Below are 13,472 nucleotides of genomic sequence, written 5' to 3' on the forward strand. Positions count from 1 at the left end.
TGCTTTATTATACAAATAAAAAGCTCAAACTTAGCCAGTTTGAGCCCCCTTATTTGAACCCTTTATTGTTGTTTGTTTGTAAATGCCTCATGAAGCGCTGATAATTCCCGTTCAAGCTCTCCTAGCATGTCTTTCCCTTGCTCTTCTGCAATAAGACCAAGACGAACCGCAAAGTCAACTTCACGGGATAGTCCAAACATTTGTGTATCAAGCACTTCTTCATATAATGGACATTGCGGCATCGTAAGGTGGTCCATTTGCACCTTAATAAGTCTTAAAATCTTCTCCGCATCCGCTTGTAGAAGGGCAAGTGCCTTTTCCTGATGATTTGTTACTGTCTCAGACGCCAAATTGATTCCCTCCGTTTCCGTCCTACTCTCCTATCCTATCTATTAATATTAGCGATAGTTTTCATAAATTGCAATAGAAACATTTTTTGTGACAATCGTGTCTAATACTATTATACTGAAAAGTGGGAGTATAATACAAATGGGGGAACAACAATGAGTGAAATTTTATTTATAAACGGAAAAGTTCGCTTTCCAATCACACTTGATCCGAGCGTTTGGATTTTTGATGATCGAAAAGTAGATTTAACAACTTATTTCACCGAAACGAAAGAAAAACTATCAGAATTAGAAGAATATCTCAAGCATACTTCTGAGCATTGGGATCGCGAAATCCGTGATGGTGCTGCTTTCCCACCTATTCAACAAAGTGTAAAAAAGTTCAAAAAAGAACAGCTCATCACAGGAACATTTGGTATACCACTTCATCCCTTTTTAAAAAATGCTGAAATGAAAGCTGAAGCGACACATGTTGAAATTCATACACTCCATGATATCATCAGTCTTTCATTAGAAGAAGCAAACGAAGTTATTCTTGGATTTTCAAAAGATGGAAAACCATTGCGAGAAGACGGACCTGTCCACCTTTATTTCGGTAATGGTTCCAATATAAACAATCCTATTCGAAACATCCGTAAGTTTACAATTATTTAAAAAGGAGCAGGGCTTTGTCCTGCTCCTTTTTATCACGTATTAACGAAGTAACCCCACACAAAAGTTCAGTAAAAACAAAGGATCCGCTCGCTCGGTGCAGACTAATAATTAGCGGAGGATGAAGGCTCCAGTGATTATTTACAATAAATCGGCTGCTAGTTGTGCTAAGTTTGAACGCTCTCCTTTTACAAACTTTACATGTCCACTAATTTTTTGCTCTTTAAATTTCTCTACAACATACGTTAAGCCATTATTATATTCATCTAAATAAGGATGATCAATTTGTTGGGGATCTCCCATTAATACAATTTTACTCTTTTCTCCGACCCTTGTTAATATTGTCTTCACTTCATGTTTCGTTAAATTCTGTGCCTCATCAATAATAATAAATTGATCTGGAATACTTCGTCCTCTTATATAAGTAAGTGCCTCTACTTCAATTGAACCCATTCCCGCTAAAATCGCATCTAATTCCCCTGGTTTTTTTGTATTAAATAAATACTCAAGGTTGTCAAAAATCGGCTGCATCCACGGTCTTAACTTTTCCTCTTTTTCTCCTGGTAAATAACCGATATCCTTTCCAACTGGAACAATCGGCCGGGCAACAAGGAGTTTTTTGTACAAACCTAAATCCTCCGTTTGCATAAGCCCAGCAGCTAAAGCAAGTAAAGTCTTACCAGTTCCCGCTTTACCTGTCAATGTTACGAGTGGAATATCTTCACGAAGCAATAATTCCAATCCCATAATTTGCTGTACATTCCGCGGACGTATGCCCCAAACCTGCTCATTATGAAAAATAAGTTTCTTCACTTTTTTTCCTGAAAAATCTACAACTCCAATTGCAGAGCTAGAACCCCCCAGTGCATCTTTCATTACAATAAACTGATTTGGATAGAATGGATGATTTGCGATCTCCGATAAAGGTAGTTCTCCTTTTTCATAAAAATAATTTAACTGTTCCGTTGATATGTAGCCTTCTAAAAACCCCGCATATATATTGTCCACTTCAATTACACGATCGCTCAAATAATCTTCAGCTTGTAAACCAAGGGCATCTGCCTTTACCCTTACAAGTACATCCTTACTGACTAAAATAACTGACTTTCCACTCTCTTTCTCCTGCTCTTCTAAAAATAGATTTTTTGCTACAGCTAAAATACGATTATCGTTTGTTTTTTCAACAAAAATATCTTGTAGTTGAACAAATGAACGATGATTTAATTCAATACGAAATGTCCCCCCATTTTCAAGAGGAATACTCTCATGCAGCTTTCCTAGTTCGCGAAATTTATCTATCAATTTAGATACATAACGAGCATTTCGTCCAACTTCATCCATGTAACGTTTTTTCGAATCAACCTCTTCTAATACAACTGCTGGAATTACTACTTCATTTGTTTCAAAAGAAAAAATAGATAAAGGATCCTGCAGAAGTACATTCGTATCTAACACATAAATTTTATCCAACCTGTTACCCCCTGACTCCACTTTTAAATTTGTAGAACAAGGGTTTCATCCATGATCATGATATGGACGAACCATTGTTATAATTATATGTAATGTATTAACGAGGTAGAATCGAAATGCATAGAAATTAAAATTTTTCTTCGTCATTTTTTCATATTGATAACTAGGTATCGTATTCTTTCTGCGACATGTATATTCTAACATGTATCAAAAGCTATTTATTTTACCAGAAAGAACAAAAAAGGATGAAAATCCTCGCGTTCATCCATTTCTATAATTCTTTCATTGCTGTTAAAACTTGGTTATCCAGTTTTTCAGCAGCACGAAGATCGTATGTTTTTTCATATGTTGGTTCCGAAGCAAGCTTAGCACCATAAAACATGACATCACGTACTTCTTGAACAGATACTTCAACTGCAGTTAACTTAAGAGGAATTCCGTCCAATCTCTCCTTCAAAATCTTTGCTTCACCGCTAATGGAAAATACAGATTCATTTGCCATGACAGTAAGTACAATTCCTGACTGATGGCGTAGATTTTCCACAATGCGAGAGCGCTGATCGACCGCAAATCGTATACTCGTCTCATTCATTGCATATACCCATGAAATAGCACTTACATTTGGAACAGCCTTTTCAAAATCAATTGTTGCAATTGTAACAATATGTCCTTCACGTAAAGATTGAACTAAAGAATCTGTCAATGTAGGTTCTACTACATTTGCCATATTTCCACCTCCAAAATTTTATTTACCTTAATGATAACCTATTTTTCGAATTGCGAAAATATTATTTTTTCCCTCTATAGTTCAAAAATATCAAATTTACATGATATACTTATTTTGATAGAATTTGTATTGAGGTGACGAGATGAGAGTCAAATGCATGCTTTGTGATAAAAAAGAAGAGTTAGATGACGAAAACCCTATGGCCAAAAGGCTTCGTAACCGTCCTATTCATACATATATGTGCATGGAATGCACAGAACGTATTGCAGAACGTACAATGGAACGCCATGCAACCGGAAAATTCCACTTATATCGTGATAAAACAATAGAAGATGAGTGGTAAACGATCAAATAAGTCCTTGTTTATTCAGATAAGGACTTATTTATATTTCTCCGGCTCTCGTTTCATTTGATCTAAAAAACAATCTATAAGCTCTACTAGAAATCTTGCAGCATGTTTTTCCCCTTCTTGTTCATACGTAACCAAATACATATCTTCTTTCTTTTCTACCGTTACCTCTCTTAATTGATGATCTTCATGTAACATACTATGGAACAGTATATAAGTTTCTTGTGCAGCTTCATCATGCGGACGTGCTTCCGCAACTGTTTTAATCGTTAACCAATTATATAATACATCTTGTACAGAACGCATGAAACATCCCCCCTAATTCACTCTCTGTTTCCGTGCTTGATGTAAACGTAATCTATAAATACCGAGCACAGCTGCCGCCACAACAAGGCCCTCTCCCACTGGTAAAAATACCGCAAAAAAAGTTAGAACTGTACACCCAATTGCTAATACTACATAGATCACAACATTTTGTAATAACGATAACTTCCTTGCAAAACCTAAATTATATACAAGCACACTCAAAATAATCATCGTACCATAAAGTAACCACATACCTATTTCTGGGTTCGTTTCTACATTGTATAACTTTGCGAAAAATGACATTCTCTCTACCACTATACTTCCCCCCTATCTAAAAAATTCATATGAATACTTTTCACTAACTAGTAGTACCTTACTTCTTCATTTTCAGATTCTATGTTACCTACTATAAGAGTACCTTGCAGAAAAAATACTGTCTAGATAAATAAGGGAATTTTCTAAAAATATTTAAATAAAAAAAGCTGCCTTTTATAAAAAGGCAGCTTCCTCATTTTTATGCTTCTACAGATTTCTTTTTCTTAGCAGCTCTTTCACGTTCGCTCTTATCAAGAATCTTTTTACGAAGACGAATTGATTCTGGTGTTACTTCACAGTACTCATCGTCATTTAAGTATTCTAATGACTCTTCTAAAGTCATAATGCGTGGTTTTTTCATTGTTGATGTTTGATCTTTTGTCGCAGAACGAATGTTAGTTTGTTGTTTCATTTTTACAACGTTAACCGTTAAATCATTCTCACGTGTATGTTCCCCAACAATCATACCAGCATATACTTCTGTACCTGGTTCAACGAAGATTACACCGCGATCTTCAACTTGCATAATACCATATTGTGATGCTTTTCCTGTTTCAAGTGAAACAAGAACACCTTGGCGACGTCCACCAACTTGTCCAGCATGCACTGGTTGGTAGCAATCGAATGTATGGTTTAAAATACCATACCCACGAGTTAATGTTAAGAATTCTGTTGTGTAACCAATTAGACCACGTGCTGGAACCATGAAAGTAAGGCGAACTTGACCATTTCCATTATTCACCATATCTAACATTTCACCTTTACGTGCACCCATTGATTCCATAATAGAACCAGTGTATTCTTCAGGTACATCGATTTGTACACGCTCTACAGGCTCACATCTTACGCCATCAACATCTTTAATAATTACTTCAGGCTTAGATACTTGTAGTTCATAACCTTCACGACGCATATTTTCAATTAAGATAGATAAATGTAACTCTCCACGTCCAGATACGATCCATGCATCAGGAGACTCTGTATTATCTACACGTAAACTTACATCTGTTTCTAATTGTGAACGAAGACGCTCTTCAATTTTACGAGATGTAATGTATTTACCTTCACGACCTGCAAATGGACTGTTATTTACAAGGAATGTCATTTGTAATGTTGGCTCATCAATACGTAGTAATGGTAAAGCATCTTGATGTTCAACTGGACATACTGTTTCACCAACGTTAATGTCTTCCATACCAGAAACAGCTACTAAGTCTCCAGCTTTCGCTTCTTCAATTTCTTGACGTTTTAAGCCCATGTAACCAAATAATTTCGTTACGCGGAATTGTTTTACACTTCCGTCAACTTTCATTAATGCAACTTGTTGTCCGACTTTCATTGTACCGCGGAATACACGACCAACTCCAATACGACCAACGTAGTCGTTATAATCAAGAAGTGCTACTTGGAATTGAAGTGGCTCTTCGCTATTATCAATTGGTGCTGGAATATGTTCAATAATTGTGTCAAACAATGATTTCATATTCTCTTCTTGATTTGCTGGGTTTGAATCTAAGCTTGCTGTTCCGTTCATTGCTGATGCGAATACAACTGGGAACTCTAACTGATCTTCGCTTGCACCAAGCTCAATGAATAAGTCGATTACTTCATCAACTACTTCATCCGGGCGAGCAAAGTCACGGTCAATTTTGTTTACTACAACGATTGGAGTTAAGTTTTGCTCAAGAGCTTTCTTTAAAACAAATCGTGTTTGTGGCATACAACCTTCATATGCATCAACAACAAGTAAAACACCATCAACCATTTTCATAATACGCTCTACTTCACCACCGAAGTCCGCGTGTCCTGGTGTATCTAAAATGTTAATTCGTTTATCTTCGTAATGAATCGCTGTATTTTTTGCTAAAATAGTAATACCGCGTTCTCTTTCTAAATCGTTCGAATCCATTGCACGCTCTTCTACATGCTCATTTGCACGGAACGTCCCCGCTTGACGTAATAATTGGTCAACAAGTGTCGTTTTACCATGGTCAACGTGGGCAATAATTGCTATATTACGTAAATCTTGTCGTTTTTTCAACATGTCCAACTCCTAGTGTCTTTTTAATCCTTCTCTATTATAAGAGCGAAGGGATACAATGGCAATTAAAATAAAATCAAGAATGAAAATATAGTTGTATTCTTACTTTTGTGAAAGTAAAATGAAATTGGAGGGTGAAGAAATGGAACACATTCAATATCGCTTTTTATTAACAGCTATTATCGGTGTTATTTTCTTAATTGGCATTGGCATTATGATTGCTGAAAATAGTCCCATCGGTATTATTATTTGCATTATTGGTACATTTGTTACGGTCGGATATGGATTTATAACAAAACGAAAAATGCGCAAATCACAGTAACATGAAAAAGTAAGAAGCTACGTCTTGGGCCTCTTACTTTTTTTGTTACTGTGATACGTATTGTAACAACTCTTCATATACTCCAGGCTTTGCAACTAATACACTGCTCTTCTCCACAATAGAAAGTGTAGCACCGCCAAACGTCGTTACCTTACCACCGACTTCTTCTACAATAATCATTCCCCCACCAAAATCCCAAGGAGATAATCGAGGTGTCACGTAGGCATCTAATCTTCCCGTTGCAACATAAACCATTTCTAATGCCGCACATCCGTATGAACGTGTTCCCCTTGCCAATTTTACAAGTTGCATCATTTTCTCCATATTAAGTAATGGGTTATCAGTGAGCCAAGTTGCATTTAAAGCAATTACTCCATTCTCTATCGCACTCTTCTCTAAAGAAGGAATGGATACACCGTTACAAAAAGCTCCTTCTCCTTTTACAGCATGATACAGTTCATCGTGAACTGGATCATAGATAAGGCCAATTCTTCCGATACCATTCTCATAAATGCCGATTGAAATGGCAAAATTTCTTTTTTGGTGCACAAAATTCATCGTACCATCAATCGGATCAATTAACCAAACAACTCCATCAGAAGAAGCAAGTTCATCTCCATACCCTTCTTCTCCTAAAATATAATGACCTGGGAATGTTTTTTTAATTTTCCCAATCAAAAACTGCTCTATTTCTCGATCCATATTCGTTACTAAATCAGCTGCATTTGATTTTGTCTCTATGGTAAGTGTCTTTTGCAATGATGCCATTAAACGCTCACCAGCCTCTCGAATCCACTGCTTCGCATTTGTATCGATTTCTTTCCATACCTCTTGCATGTTTAAACACTCCGATCTTTACTGTTCACAGAAAAAACGAACCCTTTATAAGGTTCGCACCAACTTAATTTTTATACATATACTATTATTACGCCTCTAAACGGATCATTTCAAGTCTTAGTACTTCTAATTTTTGCACGCACTCTTCTTTTTTCTGGTTATCATTTTCCATCATTGCATCATATAGCGTTGCTAATTCATAATCTAACTCTAATCTTAGCACCGGAATTCTTTTCTCAGCATCTGTTCTCTTTAACGCGTTGATCACCTGTCTCATTTTTATTGCCTCCTCCCAATATTCGTCTGCCCTCGGACTAAAATTGACTTAATTTTCTGATTTTTTGTTTTATACTATATTATGTTGGAGAAATCATCTATGCAACAAAATTATATTTTTTTACTGAAATTTTTTTGTACTGTTTTTTTTATGATTCGTACAAGCTATGCTAAAATTAAAAACAAACTAGGAGTTGGAGGAACGATCATGACATTACAAACATTTAAATCAACTGATTTTGCTGTCTTTACAGTTGATGGTCTCGAAGAACGAATGAATGCTATTAAAACGAATATTCACCCTAAATTAGAGGCTCTAGGTGAGCAATTTTCACATTATTTATCAGAACAAACTGGGGAAACTTTTTTCTATCATGTTGCGAAACATGCAAGACGTAAAGTCAATCCACCAAACGATACTTGGGTTGCTTTTTCAACAAATAAACGCGGATATAAAATGCTGCCACATTTTCAAATTGGTTTATGGGGCACCCATGCTTTCATATACTTTGGTTTAATCTATGAATGTCCACAGAAAGTGGAAGCGGCTCATGCCTTCTTAGAACATTTAAATGATTTAAAAACAAATATACCAAATGACTTCGTTTGGTCCATTGACCATACTAAACCAGCTGTAAAACTACATAACTCACTTGAGATAACTGATTTACAAAAAATGATTGAACGCTTAGCAACTATAAAAAAAGCAGAGTTACTAGCTGGTATTCACATTACACCAGAAGAGTTTTCAACACTTACTAACGAACAATTTCTTACGAAAATCACAACTACAATGAACTCACTCCTTCCTTTATATAAAATGTGCAATCGATAGTAGAAAACGGACAATATATATTGTCCGTTTTAAGTTGTTATCCCATTATAGCACCTTGAATTTTATTTTTCAAAATATTTTTACATTTTAACGATCTTTTGTTCTTCTACTTCTTTCGCTCTTTGAATTGCCCGATATATTGAGTAACCACTTACTTCTTGAAATTCTTTATCAATTTTCTTTTCTTCCGCTTTCGACGGCACAATTTCTTTAAAGCGACGATATAGTCCCATCAGTTCATCTCTCATGATACCTTTCTCATACACCTTTTCAATTGCCTCATAAAACGTCACGACTGCTACCATTTCATCATTTGACCAATCGTAATCAAGTGGGTATTGATATTCCATATGTACACCTCATTCACCTTTATTTTTGATCATTATGCTACCTAAAAAATACACCTTTCATTCTTCTTCACTACGGCCACTTTGCATTATACACTATTTCTCTTTTATGATGGAAATGATCTTCTGCCATACCAAAAACAACATGGTAAACTTACTACTTATTACGCATAAGCTAAAAGTAATATTTTCCCCTATACATATATATTCATTGGTGATATAATGCTTTTGTTTTATTGAAAATAAAGTGAAGCTTCCATGAAACAATTTTTGAATGGTAAGTAAGCAAATCGAGTTCTTCTAGACTGTTATATAACTATAGAAGGGGAGATAACTTTCTTGTTGAACAAGATACACATAAAACAAATCAAAATAAATATTATAAAGAAGAAGGGGTGTATAGATTGTCCCAATACAAAACACCATTGTTTACCGCTTTAGTAGAGCACAGTAAGCGAAATCCAATTCAATTCCATATCCCAGGTCATAAAAAAGGACAAGGGATGGATCCTACATTTCGCGAATTTATTGGGCATAATGCATTAGCAATTGATTTAATTAATATTGCGCCGCTCGATGATTTACATCATCCAAAGGGTATGATTAAAGAAGCACAAGACTTAGCAGCAAGTGCGTTCGGTGCAGATCATACTTTCTTTTCTGTTCAAGGTACAAGTGGTGCAATTATGACAATGGTGATGAGCGTTTGTGGCCCAGGAGATAAAATTCTTGTACCACGAAACGTTCATAAATCTGTAATGTCAGCCATTATTTTCTCAGGTGCAAAACCAATTTTCATCCATCCTGAAATTGATCCGAATCTTGGTATTTCACACGGGATTACAATTCACTCTGTAAAAAAAGCACTCGAGGAACATTCAGATGCAAAAGGACTACTTGTTATTAACCCAACGTATTTTGGATTCGCTGCCGATTTACAACAAATTGTAAAATTAGCTCATTCTTATGACATGCCTGTATTAGTAGATGAAGCTCATGGCGTTCATATTCATTTCCATGATGAATTACCAATGTCAGCGATGCAAGCTGGTGCAGATATGGCAGCAACAAGTGTTCATAAACTTGGAGGTTCATTAACACAAAGCTCTATTCTAAATGTAAGAGAAGGCCTTGTGAATGTAAAACATGTCCAATCTATTATTAGCATGCTTACAACAACATCAACTTCCTATATTCTAATGGCTTCTTTAGACGTTGCAAGAAAACGCCTTGCGACTGAAGGAAAAGAATTGATTACAAAAACAATTCAGTTAGCTGAACATGTTCGCAGTACTGTAAATGACATTGAAAACCTCTACTGTCCTGGTAAAGAAATGTTAGGTATGGATGCAACTTTTAGCTACGACCCAACAAAACTAATCGTATCTGTCAAAGATTTGGGTATTACAGGTCATGAAGCAGAATTATGGTTGAGAGAACATTATAATATTGAAGTTGAGCTTTCTGACTTATATAACATTCTTTGCCTTATTACATTAGGGGATACAGAGGAAGAAACTAATATTCTTATTGAAGCATTACGAGAACTAGCAACTACATTTAAAGATAGAGCTGACAAAGGTGTTCAAGTACAAGTTGAAATTCCAGAAATCCCTGTACTTGCCCTCTCTCCGCGAGATGCATTTTATTCAGAGACAGAGGTCATCCCATTTGAAAATGCTGCTGGCCGCATTATAGCTGATTTTGTAATGGTGTATCCACCAGGGATTCCTATCTTTACTCCAGGTGAAATTATTACACAAGAAAACTTAGATTACATTCATAAAAACTTAGAAGCAGGCCTACCAGTACAAGGTCCTGAAGATATGACATTACAAACTTTACGCGTTATTAAAGAATATAAGCCTATCATTTGATAGGCTTTTTTTCACCATTTTTTCTTTCACTCATACGATACTAAAGAATGTAACGTATAGGTGGGATACAGCTATGATTGTGATTGGTCGTTCTATTGTCCATCCTTATATTACAAGTGAAAACGAGCCGTTCGCTAATGAGAAACAACAAATATTGGCCATTATGGCTGGAAATCAAGAAGTATATACATTCCGAACAGCAGAGGAACTCAGTTTTGATTTAAATTTACGAATTCACATTATTACCTCTTCTTTAGAACTCTTTCAAAGTGGACTTCAATTCCGCACATTCCAAGAGTCCTATTGTAATCCCGAATTTTGGCAAAGGACACCACTGGGAGGATTTCAACTACTTCCAAATATATCACCTTCTGTCGCAATACGAGATATTTTTAAAAATGGAAAGAAATACGGAACAGAATGTGCAACAGCCATGATTATTATTTTTTACAAGGCACTTTTAGCATTATATGATGATGAAACATTTAATCGCTTATTCGCAAATCTTCTACTATATACATGGGATTATGATCAAGACTTAAAACTAGTGACAAAAAATGGTGGTGATATCGTCCCCGGCGATCTTGTTTACTTTAAAAATCCACAAGTAAATCCAACTTCGATTGAATGGCAAGGAGAAAACGCCATTTATTTAGGAAATTCCTTTTTTTACGGTCATGGTGTCGGAGTAAAAACAAAAGAACAAATTATTTACCTATTAAATGAACGAAGAATTCCCTATGCTTTTGTCTCGGCATATTTAACAGATTTTATTACCCGTATAGATAGCCGCCTCATGAGCCACTATGCTTCTCCAAATACCCTACAAACAACATTCAAATTTGTTCCCATTCGAGATGACGCGATTGTTGCAACAGTTGGTCACACAACTACAATTCATTAAAAAAAGCGCCTCGCAATTGCAGGCGCTTTTTAATAATTATGCTTTTGTATGCTCTTTGTGACTACACTCGCAATGAGTTCCGCATTTCCCGTAAAGTACTGTTGTCTTTTCATCTTCAAAATGTGCAATTGTTCCTTCACAAACTTGACATACGATTGTTCCCATTTTTCATTTCCCCCTGAGTTTACATTATGATTTGAACCTTTTATATTTACACGTTCTATATGTTTACTAGGCTTTCGTATGCTCCTTATGATTACACTCGCAATGAGTTCCACATTTCCCGTAAAGTACTGTTGTCTTTTCATCTTCAAAGTGTGCAATTGTTCCTTCACAAACTTGACATACGATTGTTCCCATTTTTTATTTCCCCCTAAGTTTATGGTCCTAAAAACTTTTTACCGTTGCAAGATTCCTATATATTATTGGGCCTTTGTATGCTCCTTGTGATCACATCCGCAAGATCCACATTTTCCGTAAAGTACCGTTACTTTCTCATCCTCAAAGTGTGCAATTGTACTTTCACAATCTTGACATACGATTGTTCCCATTTTTCATTTCCCCCTAAGTTTATAATCCCAAAAACTTTTTTGTAACCGCTTAACTTTCTGTCTTTATTTTAATATGTTATACTTTTTACGTCAATAGGTTTTTAGTATAACACATTAAAAATAATAATTTAAAATTAGTATGCGACAATAATACAAAAAAACAGTCATATCTTAATAAGTACGACTGTTTTTGTTTATTTATTCTTCATATTCAGCATGTAAGGAAGTTGGCGGCACAAGAAATTTAAAAAACTGCGCTAAGTCATCTGCTTCTTCCTCCGATTGTAATTTAAAGACTTGTTGTAAATGTTGAATATTATCCACATCGTCTTGCCCTAGTAAAGTGGCTCGACCTGTTTGCATGCAGACAACAAGTGGTTTTCCAAAAAACATATTTGTATAAATAACACCAAAATCATAACGATTCTCATGTGTCATAAACCCCAGAAATCGTACTTTCACACTTTCATGTTCATCGTACAATTTTTCAAACATTTACTCTCTCCTTTCTTCACAACACTTTCTACTTGTATATATTAAACAAAACAAGTATTGAACCCTTTTTAATTGTCAAAAAATTTACAACAGTGTTAAAATAGTTCTATATATAATGTCAGGAGGAACTGTTTATGCAACATGCATTTATCAAACTTGTACCTAAATCTAAACAACAAACTGTCTCATTAGAAGATGTAAAACAAATTTTTCGTCATTATAAAACAATTACCTCCCAAACCGGTGTGCAAGTTAGCTATGCATATACTAACGTTGCATTTCCGTACGAGATACTTGATACATCAGATACTACGCTTGAACTAAAATCTAACCATGAGCGATATAATTCTATTTATATAGGGGTTGGAGTAGAGAACGAGCAGGCTTTTATTCAAGTTTCATTGCCTTCTACCGCTACATTTGGGGATAAAGGAAAAGCAAATGAATTCTGCCGTTTTTTAGCAAAGAAACTAGAGGGTAAATTAAGGTTATTTAATGGGAGAACAATGTACTTTTATAAACGCTAATTTCTAAAAAAGCAAGATATTATTAAAAAGAACATACTATTTGCACAAGTAAGAAATAGCGCTTGCTTTCTTACACTAAGAACAACATAAGCGATTACATATGCTAAGTAAAGAAACACGAAAAAAAGCATCACTTTATAATGAAGCTTATCACCATTCGATAAGAATAACACAATAGAAAATCCACTCCATAAAAGGAAATGATAAAATATAACATGGATGATTTTCATGAAACCGTCTCCTTTGACATGCTCTATTTTATAATAAGATATGGCACTGGACACAAATCCATTAC

Annotated in this window: 21 protein-coding genes; 7 read left to right on the forward strand and 14 right to left on the reverse strand. The window is 35.4% G+C overall.

What is annotated here, in order from left to right; translation table 11 throughout:
* Positions 1 to 62: 62 nt before the first annotated feature.
* Positions 63 to 350 (reverse strand): YlaN family protein, encoded by a 288-nt coding sequence (locus tag CN373_RS04520; protein WP_000135700.1) that lies wholly within the window; start codon positions 348 to 350, stop codon positions 63 to 65.
* 153 nt (positions 351 to 503) lie between these two features.
* Here CN373_RS04520 and CN373_RS04525 point away from each other — a divergent pair, with 153 nt between their 5' ends.
* Entirely contained in the window at positions 504 to 1,001 is a 498-nt protein-coding gene (locus tag CN373_RS04525; RefSeq protein ID WP_001289818.1) for a hypothetical protein, read from the forward strand.
* A gap of 138 nt (positions 1,002 to 1,139) precedes the next feature.
* Here CN373_RS04525 and CN373_RS04530 read toward each other — a convergent pair whose 3' ends face one another.
* Together CN373_RS04530 and CN373_RS04535 are read right to left on the reverse strand one after the other, a co-directional pair.
* Positions 1,140 to 2,468 (reverse strand): PhoH family protein, encoded by a 1,329-nt coding sequence (locus CN373_RS04530; protein WP_000358086.1) that lies wholly within the window; start codon positions 2,466 to 2,468, stop codon positions 1,140 to 1,142.
* 271 nt (positions 2,469 to 2,739) lie between these two features.
* Positions 2,740 to 3,195, reverse strand: coding sequence for a pyridoxamine 5'-phosphate oxidase family protein (locus CN373_RS04535; RefSeq protein ID WP_000024591.1), 456 nt, complete (start codon positions 3,193 to 3,195; stop codon positions 2,740 to 2,742).
* 142 nt (positions 3,196 to 3,337) lie between these two features.
* Between CN373_RS04535 and CN373_RS04540 the strand changes: the two genes are divergently transcribed.
* Positions 3,338 to 3,538 carry a YlaI family protein gene (locus tag CN373_RS04540; RefSeq protein WP_026049164.1) on the forward strand — a complete coding sequence of 67 codons (201 nt, stop codon included), beginning with the start codon at positions 3,338 to 3,340 and terminating at the stop codon, positions 3,536 to 3,538.
* 36 nt (positions 3,539 to 3,574) lie between these two features.
* Here CN373_RS04540 and CN373_RS04545 read toward each other — a convergent pair whose 3' ends face one another.
* The 3 genes from CN373_RS04545 to typA all read right to left on the reverse strand — a co-directional run bounded on the left by CN373_RS04545 (position 3,575) and on the right by typA (position 6,209).
* Positions 3,575 to 3,850 carry a hypothetical protein gene (locus tag CN373_RS04545; protein WP_001258157.1) on the reverse strand — a complete coding sequence of 92 codons (276 nt, stop codon included), beginning with the start codon at positions 3,848 to 3,850 and terminating at the stop codon, positions 3,575 to 3,577.
* A gap of 12 nt (positions 3,851 to 3,862) precedes the next feature.
* On the reverse strand, positions 3,863 to 4,165 hold the full coding sequence (locus CN373_RS04550) for a YlaH-like family protein (RefSeq protein WP_000230253.1): 303 nt from the start codon (positions 4,163 to 4,165) through the stop codon (positions 3,863 to 3,865).
* 199 nt (positions 4,166 to 4,364) lie between these two features.
* Positions 4,365 to 6,209: a translational GTPase TypA gene (gene typA / locus CN373_RS04555; protein ID WP_000914766.1), complete on the reverse strand. Its 1,845-nt coding sequence runs from the start codon at positions 6,207 to 6,209 to the stop codon at positions 4,365 to 4,367.
* Positions 6,210 to 6,348: 139 nt separating this feature from the next.
* Here typA and CN373_RS04560 point away from each other — a divergent pair, with 139 nt between their 5' ends.
* Positions 6,349 to 6,528 carry a DUF5325 family protein gene (locus CN373_RS04560; protein ID WP_000400124.1) on the forward strand — a complete coding sequence of 60 codons (180 nt, stop codon included), beginning with the start codon at positions 6,349 to 6,351 and terminating at the stop codon, positions 6,526 to 6,528.
* 45 nt (positions 6,529 to 6,573) lie between these two features.
* Here CN373_RS04560 and CN373_RS04565 read toward each other — a convergent pair whose 3' ends face one another.
* Together CN373_RS04565 and CN373_RS04570 are read right to left on the reverse strand one after the other, a co-directional pair.
* Complete coding sequence (locus CN373_RS04565; RefSeq protein ID WP_001158717.1) at positions 6,574 to 7,365, reverse strand: inositol monophosphatase family protein; 792 nt, start codon at positions 7,363 to 7,365, stop codon at positions 6,574 to 6,576.
* 88 nt (positions 7,366 to 7,453) lie between these two features.
* Positions 7,454 to 7,642, reverse strand: a complete 189-nt coding sequence (locus tag CN373_RS04570; RefSeq protein ID WP_001250169.1) for a hypothetical protein — start codon at positions 7,640 to 7,642, stop codon at positions 7,454 to 7,456.
* Positions 7,643 to 7,849: 207 nt separating this feature from the next.
* Between CN373_RS04570 and CN373_RS04575 the strand changes: the two genes are divergently transcribed.
* Complete coding sequence (locus CN373_RS04575; RefSeq protein ID WP_033664778.1) at positions 7,850 to 8,476, forward strand: YktB family protein; 627 nt, start codon at positions 7,850 to 7,852, stop codon at positions 8,474 to 8,476.
* A gap of 80 nt (positions 8,477 to 8,556) precedes the next feature.
* Here the strand turns inward: CN373_RS04575 and CN373_RS04580 are convergent, their stop codons facing one another.
* Positions 8,557 to 8,826: a UPF0223 family protein gene (locus CN373_RS04580; protein WP_098358886.1), complete on the reverse strand. Its 270-nt coding sequence runs from the start codon at positions 8,824 to 8,826 to the stop codon at positions 8,557 to 8,559.
* 392 nt (positions 8,827 to 9,218) lie between these two features.
* Between CN373_RS04580 and CN373_RS04585 the strand changes: the two genes are divergently transcribed.
* Positions 9,219 to 10,700 (forward strand): aminotransferase class I/II-fold pyridoxal phosphate-dependent enzyme, encoded by a 1,482-nt coding sequence (locus CN373_RS04585; protein WP_098358887.1) that lies wholly within the window; start codon positions 9,219 to 9,221, stop codon positions 10,698 to 10,700.
* 73 nt (positions 10,701 to 10,773) lie between these two features.
* The gene (locus tag CN373_RS04590) at positions 10,774 to 11,604 is read left to right on the forward strand and encodes a protein-glutamine gamma-glutamyltransferase (RefSeq protein ID WP_000635355.1); all 831 of its coding nucleotides are present in this window, start codon (positions 10,774 to 10,776) and stop codon (positions 11,602 to 11,604) included.
* A 36-nt stretch (positions 11,605 to 11,640) separates the two neighbouring features.
* Here the strand turns inward: CN373_RS04590 and CN373_RS04595 are convergent, their stop codons facing one another.
* The 4 genes from CN373_RS04595 to CN373_RS04610 form a co-directional block, all read right to left on the reverse strand.
* Complete coding sequence (locus CN373_RS04595; RefSeq protein ID WP_000536787.1) at positions 11,641 to 11,769, reverse strand: GapA-binding peptide SR1P; 129 nt, start codon at positions 11,767 to 11,769, stop codon at positions 11,641 to 11,643.
* Between the two features lie 66 nt (positions 11,770 to 11,835).
* Positions 11,836 to 11,964, reverse strand: a complete 129-nt coding sequence (locus CN373_RS04600) for a GapA-binding peptide SR1P (RefSeq protein WP_098358888.1) — start codon at positions 11,962 to 11,964, stop codon at positions 11,836 to 11,838.
* A gap of 62 nt (positions 11,965 to 12,026) precedes the next feature.
* Positions 12,027 to 12,155: a GapA-binding peptide SR1P gene (locus tag CN373_RS04605; RefSeq protein ID WP_000536782.1), complete on the reverse strand. Its 129-nt coding sequence runs from the start codon at positions 12,153 to 12,155 to the stop codon at positions 12,027 to 12,029.
* 198 nt (positions 12,156 to 12,353) lie between these two features.
* The gene (locus tag CN373_RS04610) at positions 12,354 to 12,650 is read right to left on the reverse strand and encodes a DUF3055 domain-containing protein (protein ID WP_000462041.1); all 297 of its coding nucleotides are present in this window, start codon (positions 12,648 to 12,650) and stop codon (positions 12,354 to 12,356) included.
* Positions 12,651 to 12,784: 134 nt separating this feature from the next.
* Between CN373_RS04610 and CN373_RS04615 the strand changes: the two genes are divergently transcribed.
* A complete protein-coding gene (locus tag CN373_RS04615; protein ID WP_098358889.1) occupies positions 12,785 to 13,177 on the forward strand; it encodes a DUF1885 family protein in 393 nt (130 codons plus the stop codon).
* Here the strand turns inward: CN373_RS04615 and CN373_RS04620 are convergent.
* Positions 13,174 to 13,407 carry a hypothetical protein gene (locus CN373_RS04620; RefSeq protein WP_000691318.1) on the reverse strand — a complete coding sequence of 78 codons (234 nt, stop codon included), beginning with the start codon at positions 13,405 to 13,407 and terminating at the stop codon, positions 13,174 to 13,176. The two genes, CN373_RS04615 and CN373_RS04620, sit on opposite strands and share 4 nt — an antisense overlap.
* Positions 13,408 to 13,472 lie beyond the last annotated feature (65 nt).

The organism is Bacillus cereus (assembly GCF_002561295.1).
Taxonomy (GTDB): domain Bacteria; phylum Bacillota; class Bacilli; order Bacillales; family Bacillaceae_G; genus Bacillus_A; species Bacillus_A cereus_S.

What these genes read in the sequence shown, in the direction of transcription:
- CN373_RS04590 (WP_000635355.1), top strand. Translation starts at nt 10,774, where the DNA reads ATGATTGTGATTGGTCGTTCTATTGTCCATCCTTATATTACAAGTGAA.
- CN373_RS04560 (WP_000400124.1), top strand. Translation starts at nt 6,349, where the DNA reads ATGGAACACATTCAATATCGCTTTTTATTAACAGCTATTATCGGTGTT.
- typA (WP_000914766.1), bottom strand. Translation starts at nt 6,209, where the DNA reads ATGTTGAAAAAACGACAAGATTTACGTAATATAGCAATTATTGCCCAC.
- CN373_RS04540 (WP_026049164.1), top strand. Translation starts at nt 3,338, where the DNA reads ATGAGAGTCAAATGCATGCTTTGTGATAAAAAAGAAGAGTTAGATGAC.
- CN373_RS04605 (WP_000536782.1), bottom strand. Translation starts at nt 12,155, where the DNA reads ATGGGAACAATCGTATGTCAAGATTGTGAAAGTACAATTGCACACTTT.
- CN373_RS04610 (WP_000462041.1), bottom strand. Translation starts at nt 12,650, where the DNA reads ATGTTTGAAAAATTGTACGATGAACATGAAAGTGTGAAAGTACGATTT.
- CN373_RS04620 (WP_000691318.1), bottom strand. Translation starts at nt 13,407, where the DNA reads ATGAAAATCATCCATGTTATATTTTATCATTTCCTTTTATGGAGTGGA.
- CN373_RS04525 (WP_001289818.1), top strand. Translation starts at nt 504, where the DNA reads ATGAGTGAAATTTTATTTATAAACGGAAAAGTTCGCTTTCCAATCACA.
- CN373_RS04600 (WP_098358888.1), bottom strand. Translation starts at nt 11,964, where the DNA reads ATGGGAACAATCGTATGTCAAGTTTGTGAAGGAACAATTGCACACTTT.
- CN373_RS04575 (WP_033664778.1), top strand. Translation starts at nt 7,850, where the DNA reads ATGACATTACAAACATTTAAATCAACTGATTTTGCTGTCTTTACAGTT.
- CN373_RS04565 (WP_001158717.1), bottom strand. Translation starts at nt 7,365, where the DNA reads ATGCAAGAGGTATGGAAAGAAATCGATACAAATGCGAAGCAGTGGATT.
- CN373_RS04595 (WP_000536787.1), bottom strand. Translation starts at nt 11,769, where the DNA reads ATGGGAACAATCGTATGTCAAGTTTGTGAAGGAACAATTGCACATTTT.
- CN373_RS04580 (WP_098358886.1), bottom strand. Translation starts at nt 8,826, where the DNA reads ATGGAATATCAATACCCACTTGATTACGATTGGTCAAATGATGAAATG.
- CN373_RS04535 (WP_000024591.1), bottom strand. Translation starts at nt 3,195, where the DNA reads ATGGCAAATGTAGTAGAACCTACATTGACAGATTCTTTAGTTCAATCT.
- CN373_RS04615 (WP_098358889.1), top strand. Translation starts at nt 12,785, where the DNA reads ATGCAACATGCATTTATCAAACTTGTACCTAAATCTAAACAACAAACT.
- CN373_RS04545 (WP_001258157.1), bottom strand. Translation starts at nt 3,850, where the DNA reads ATGCGTTCTGTACAAGATGTATTATATAATTGGTTAACGATTAAAACA.
- CN373_RS04570 (WP_001250169.1), bottom strand. Translation starts at nt 7,642, where the DNA reads ATGAGACAGGTGATCAACGCGTTAAAGAGAACAGATGCTGAGAAAAGA.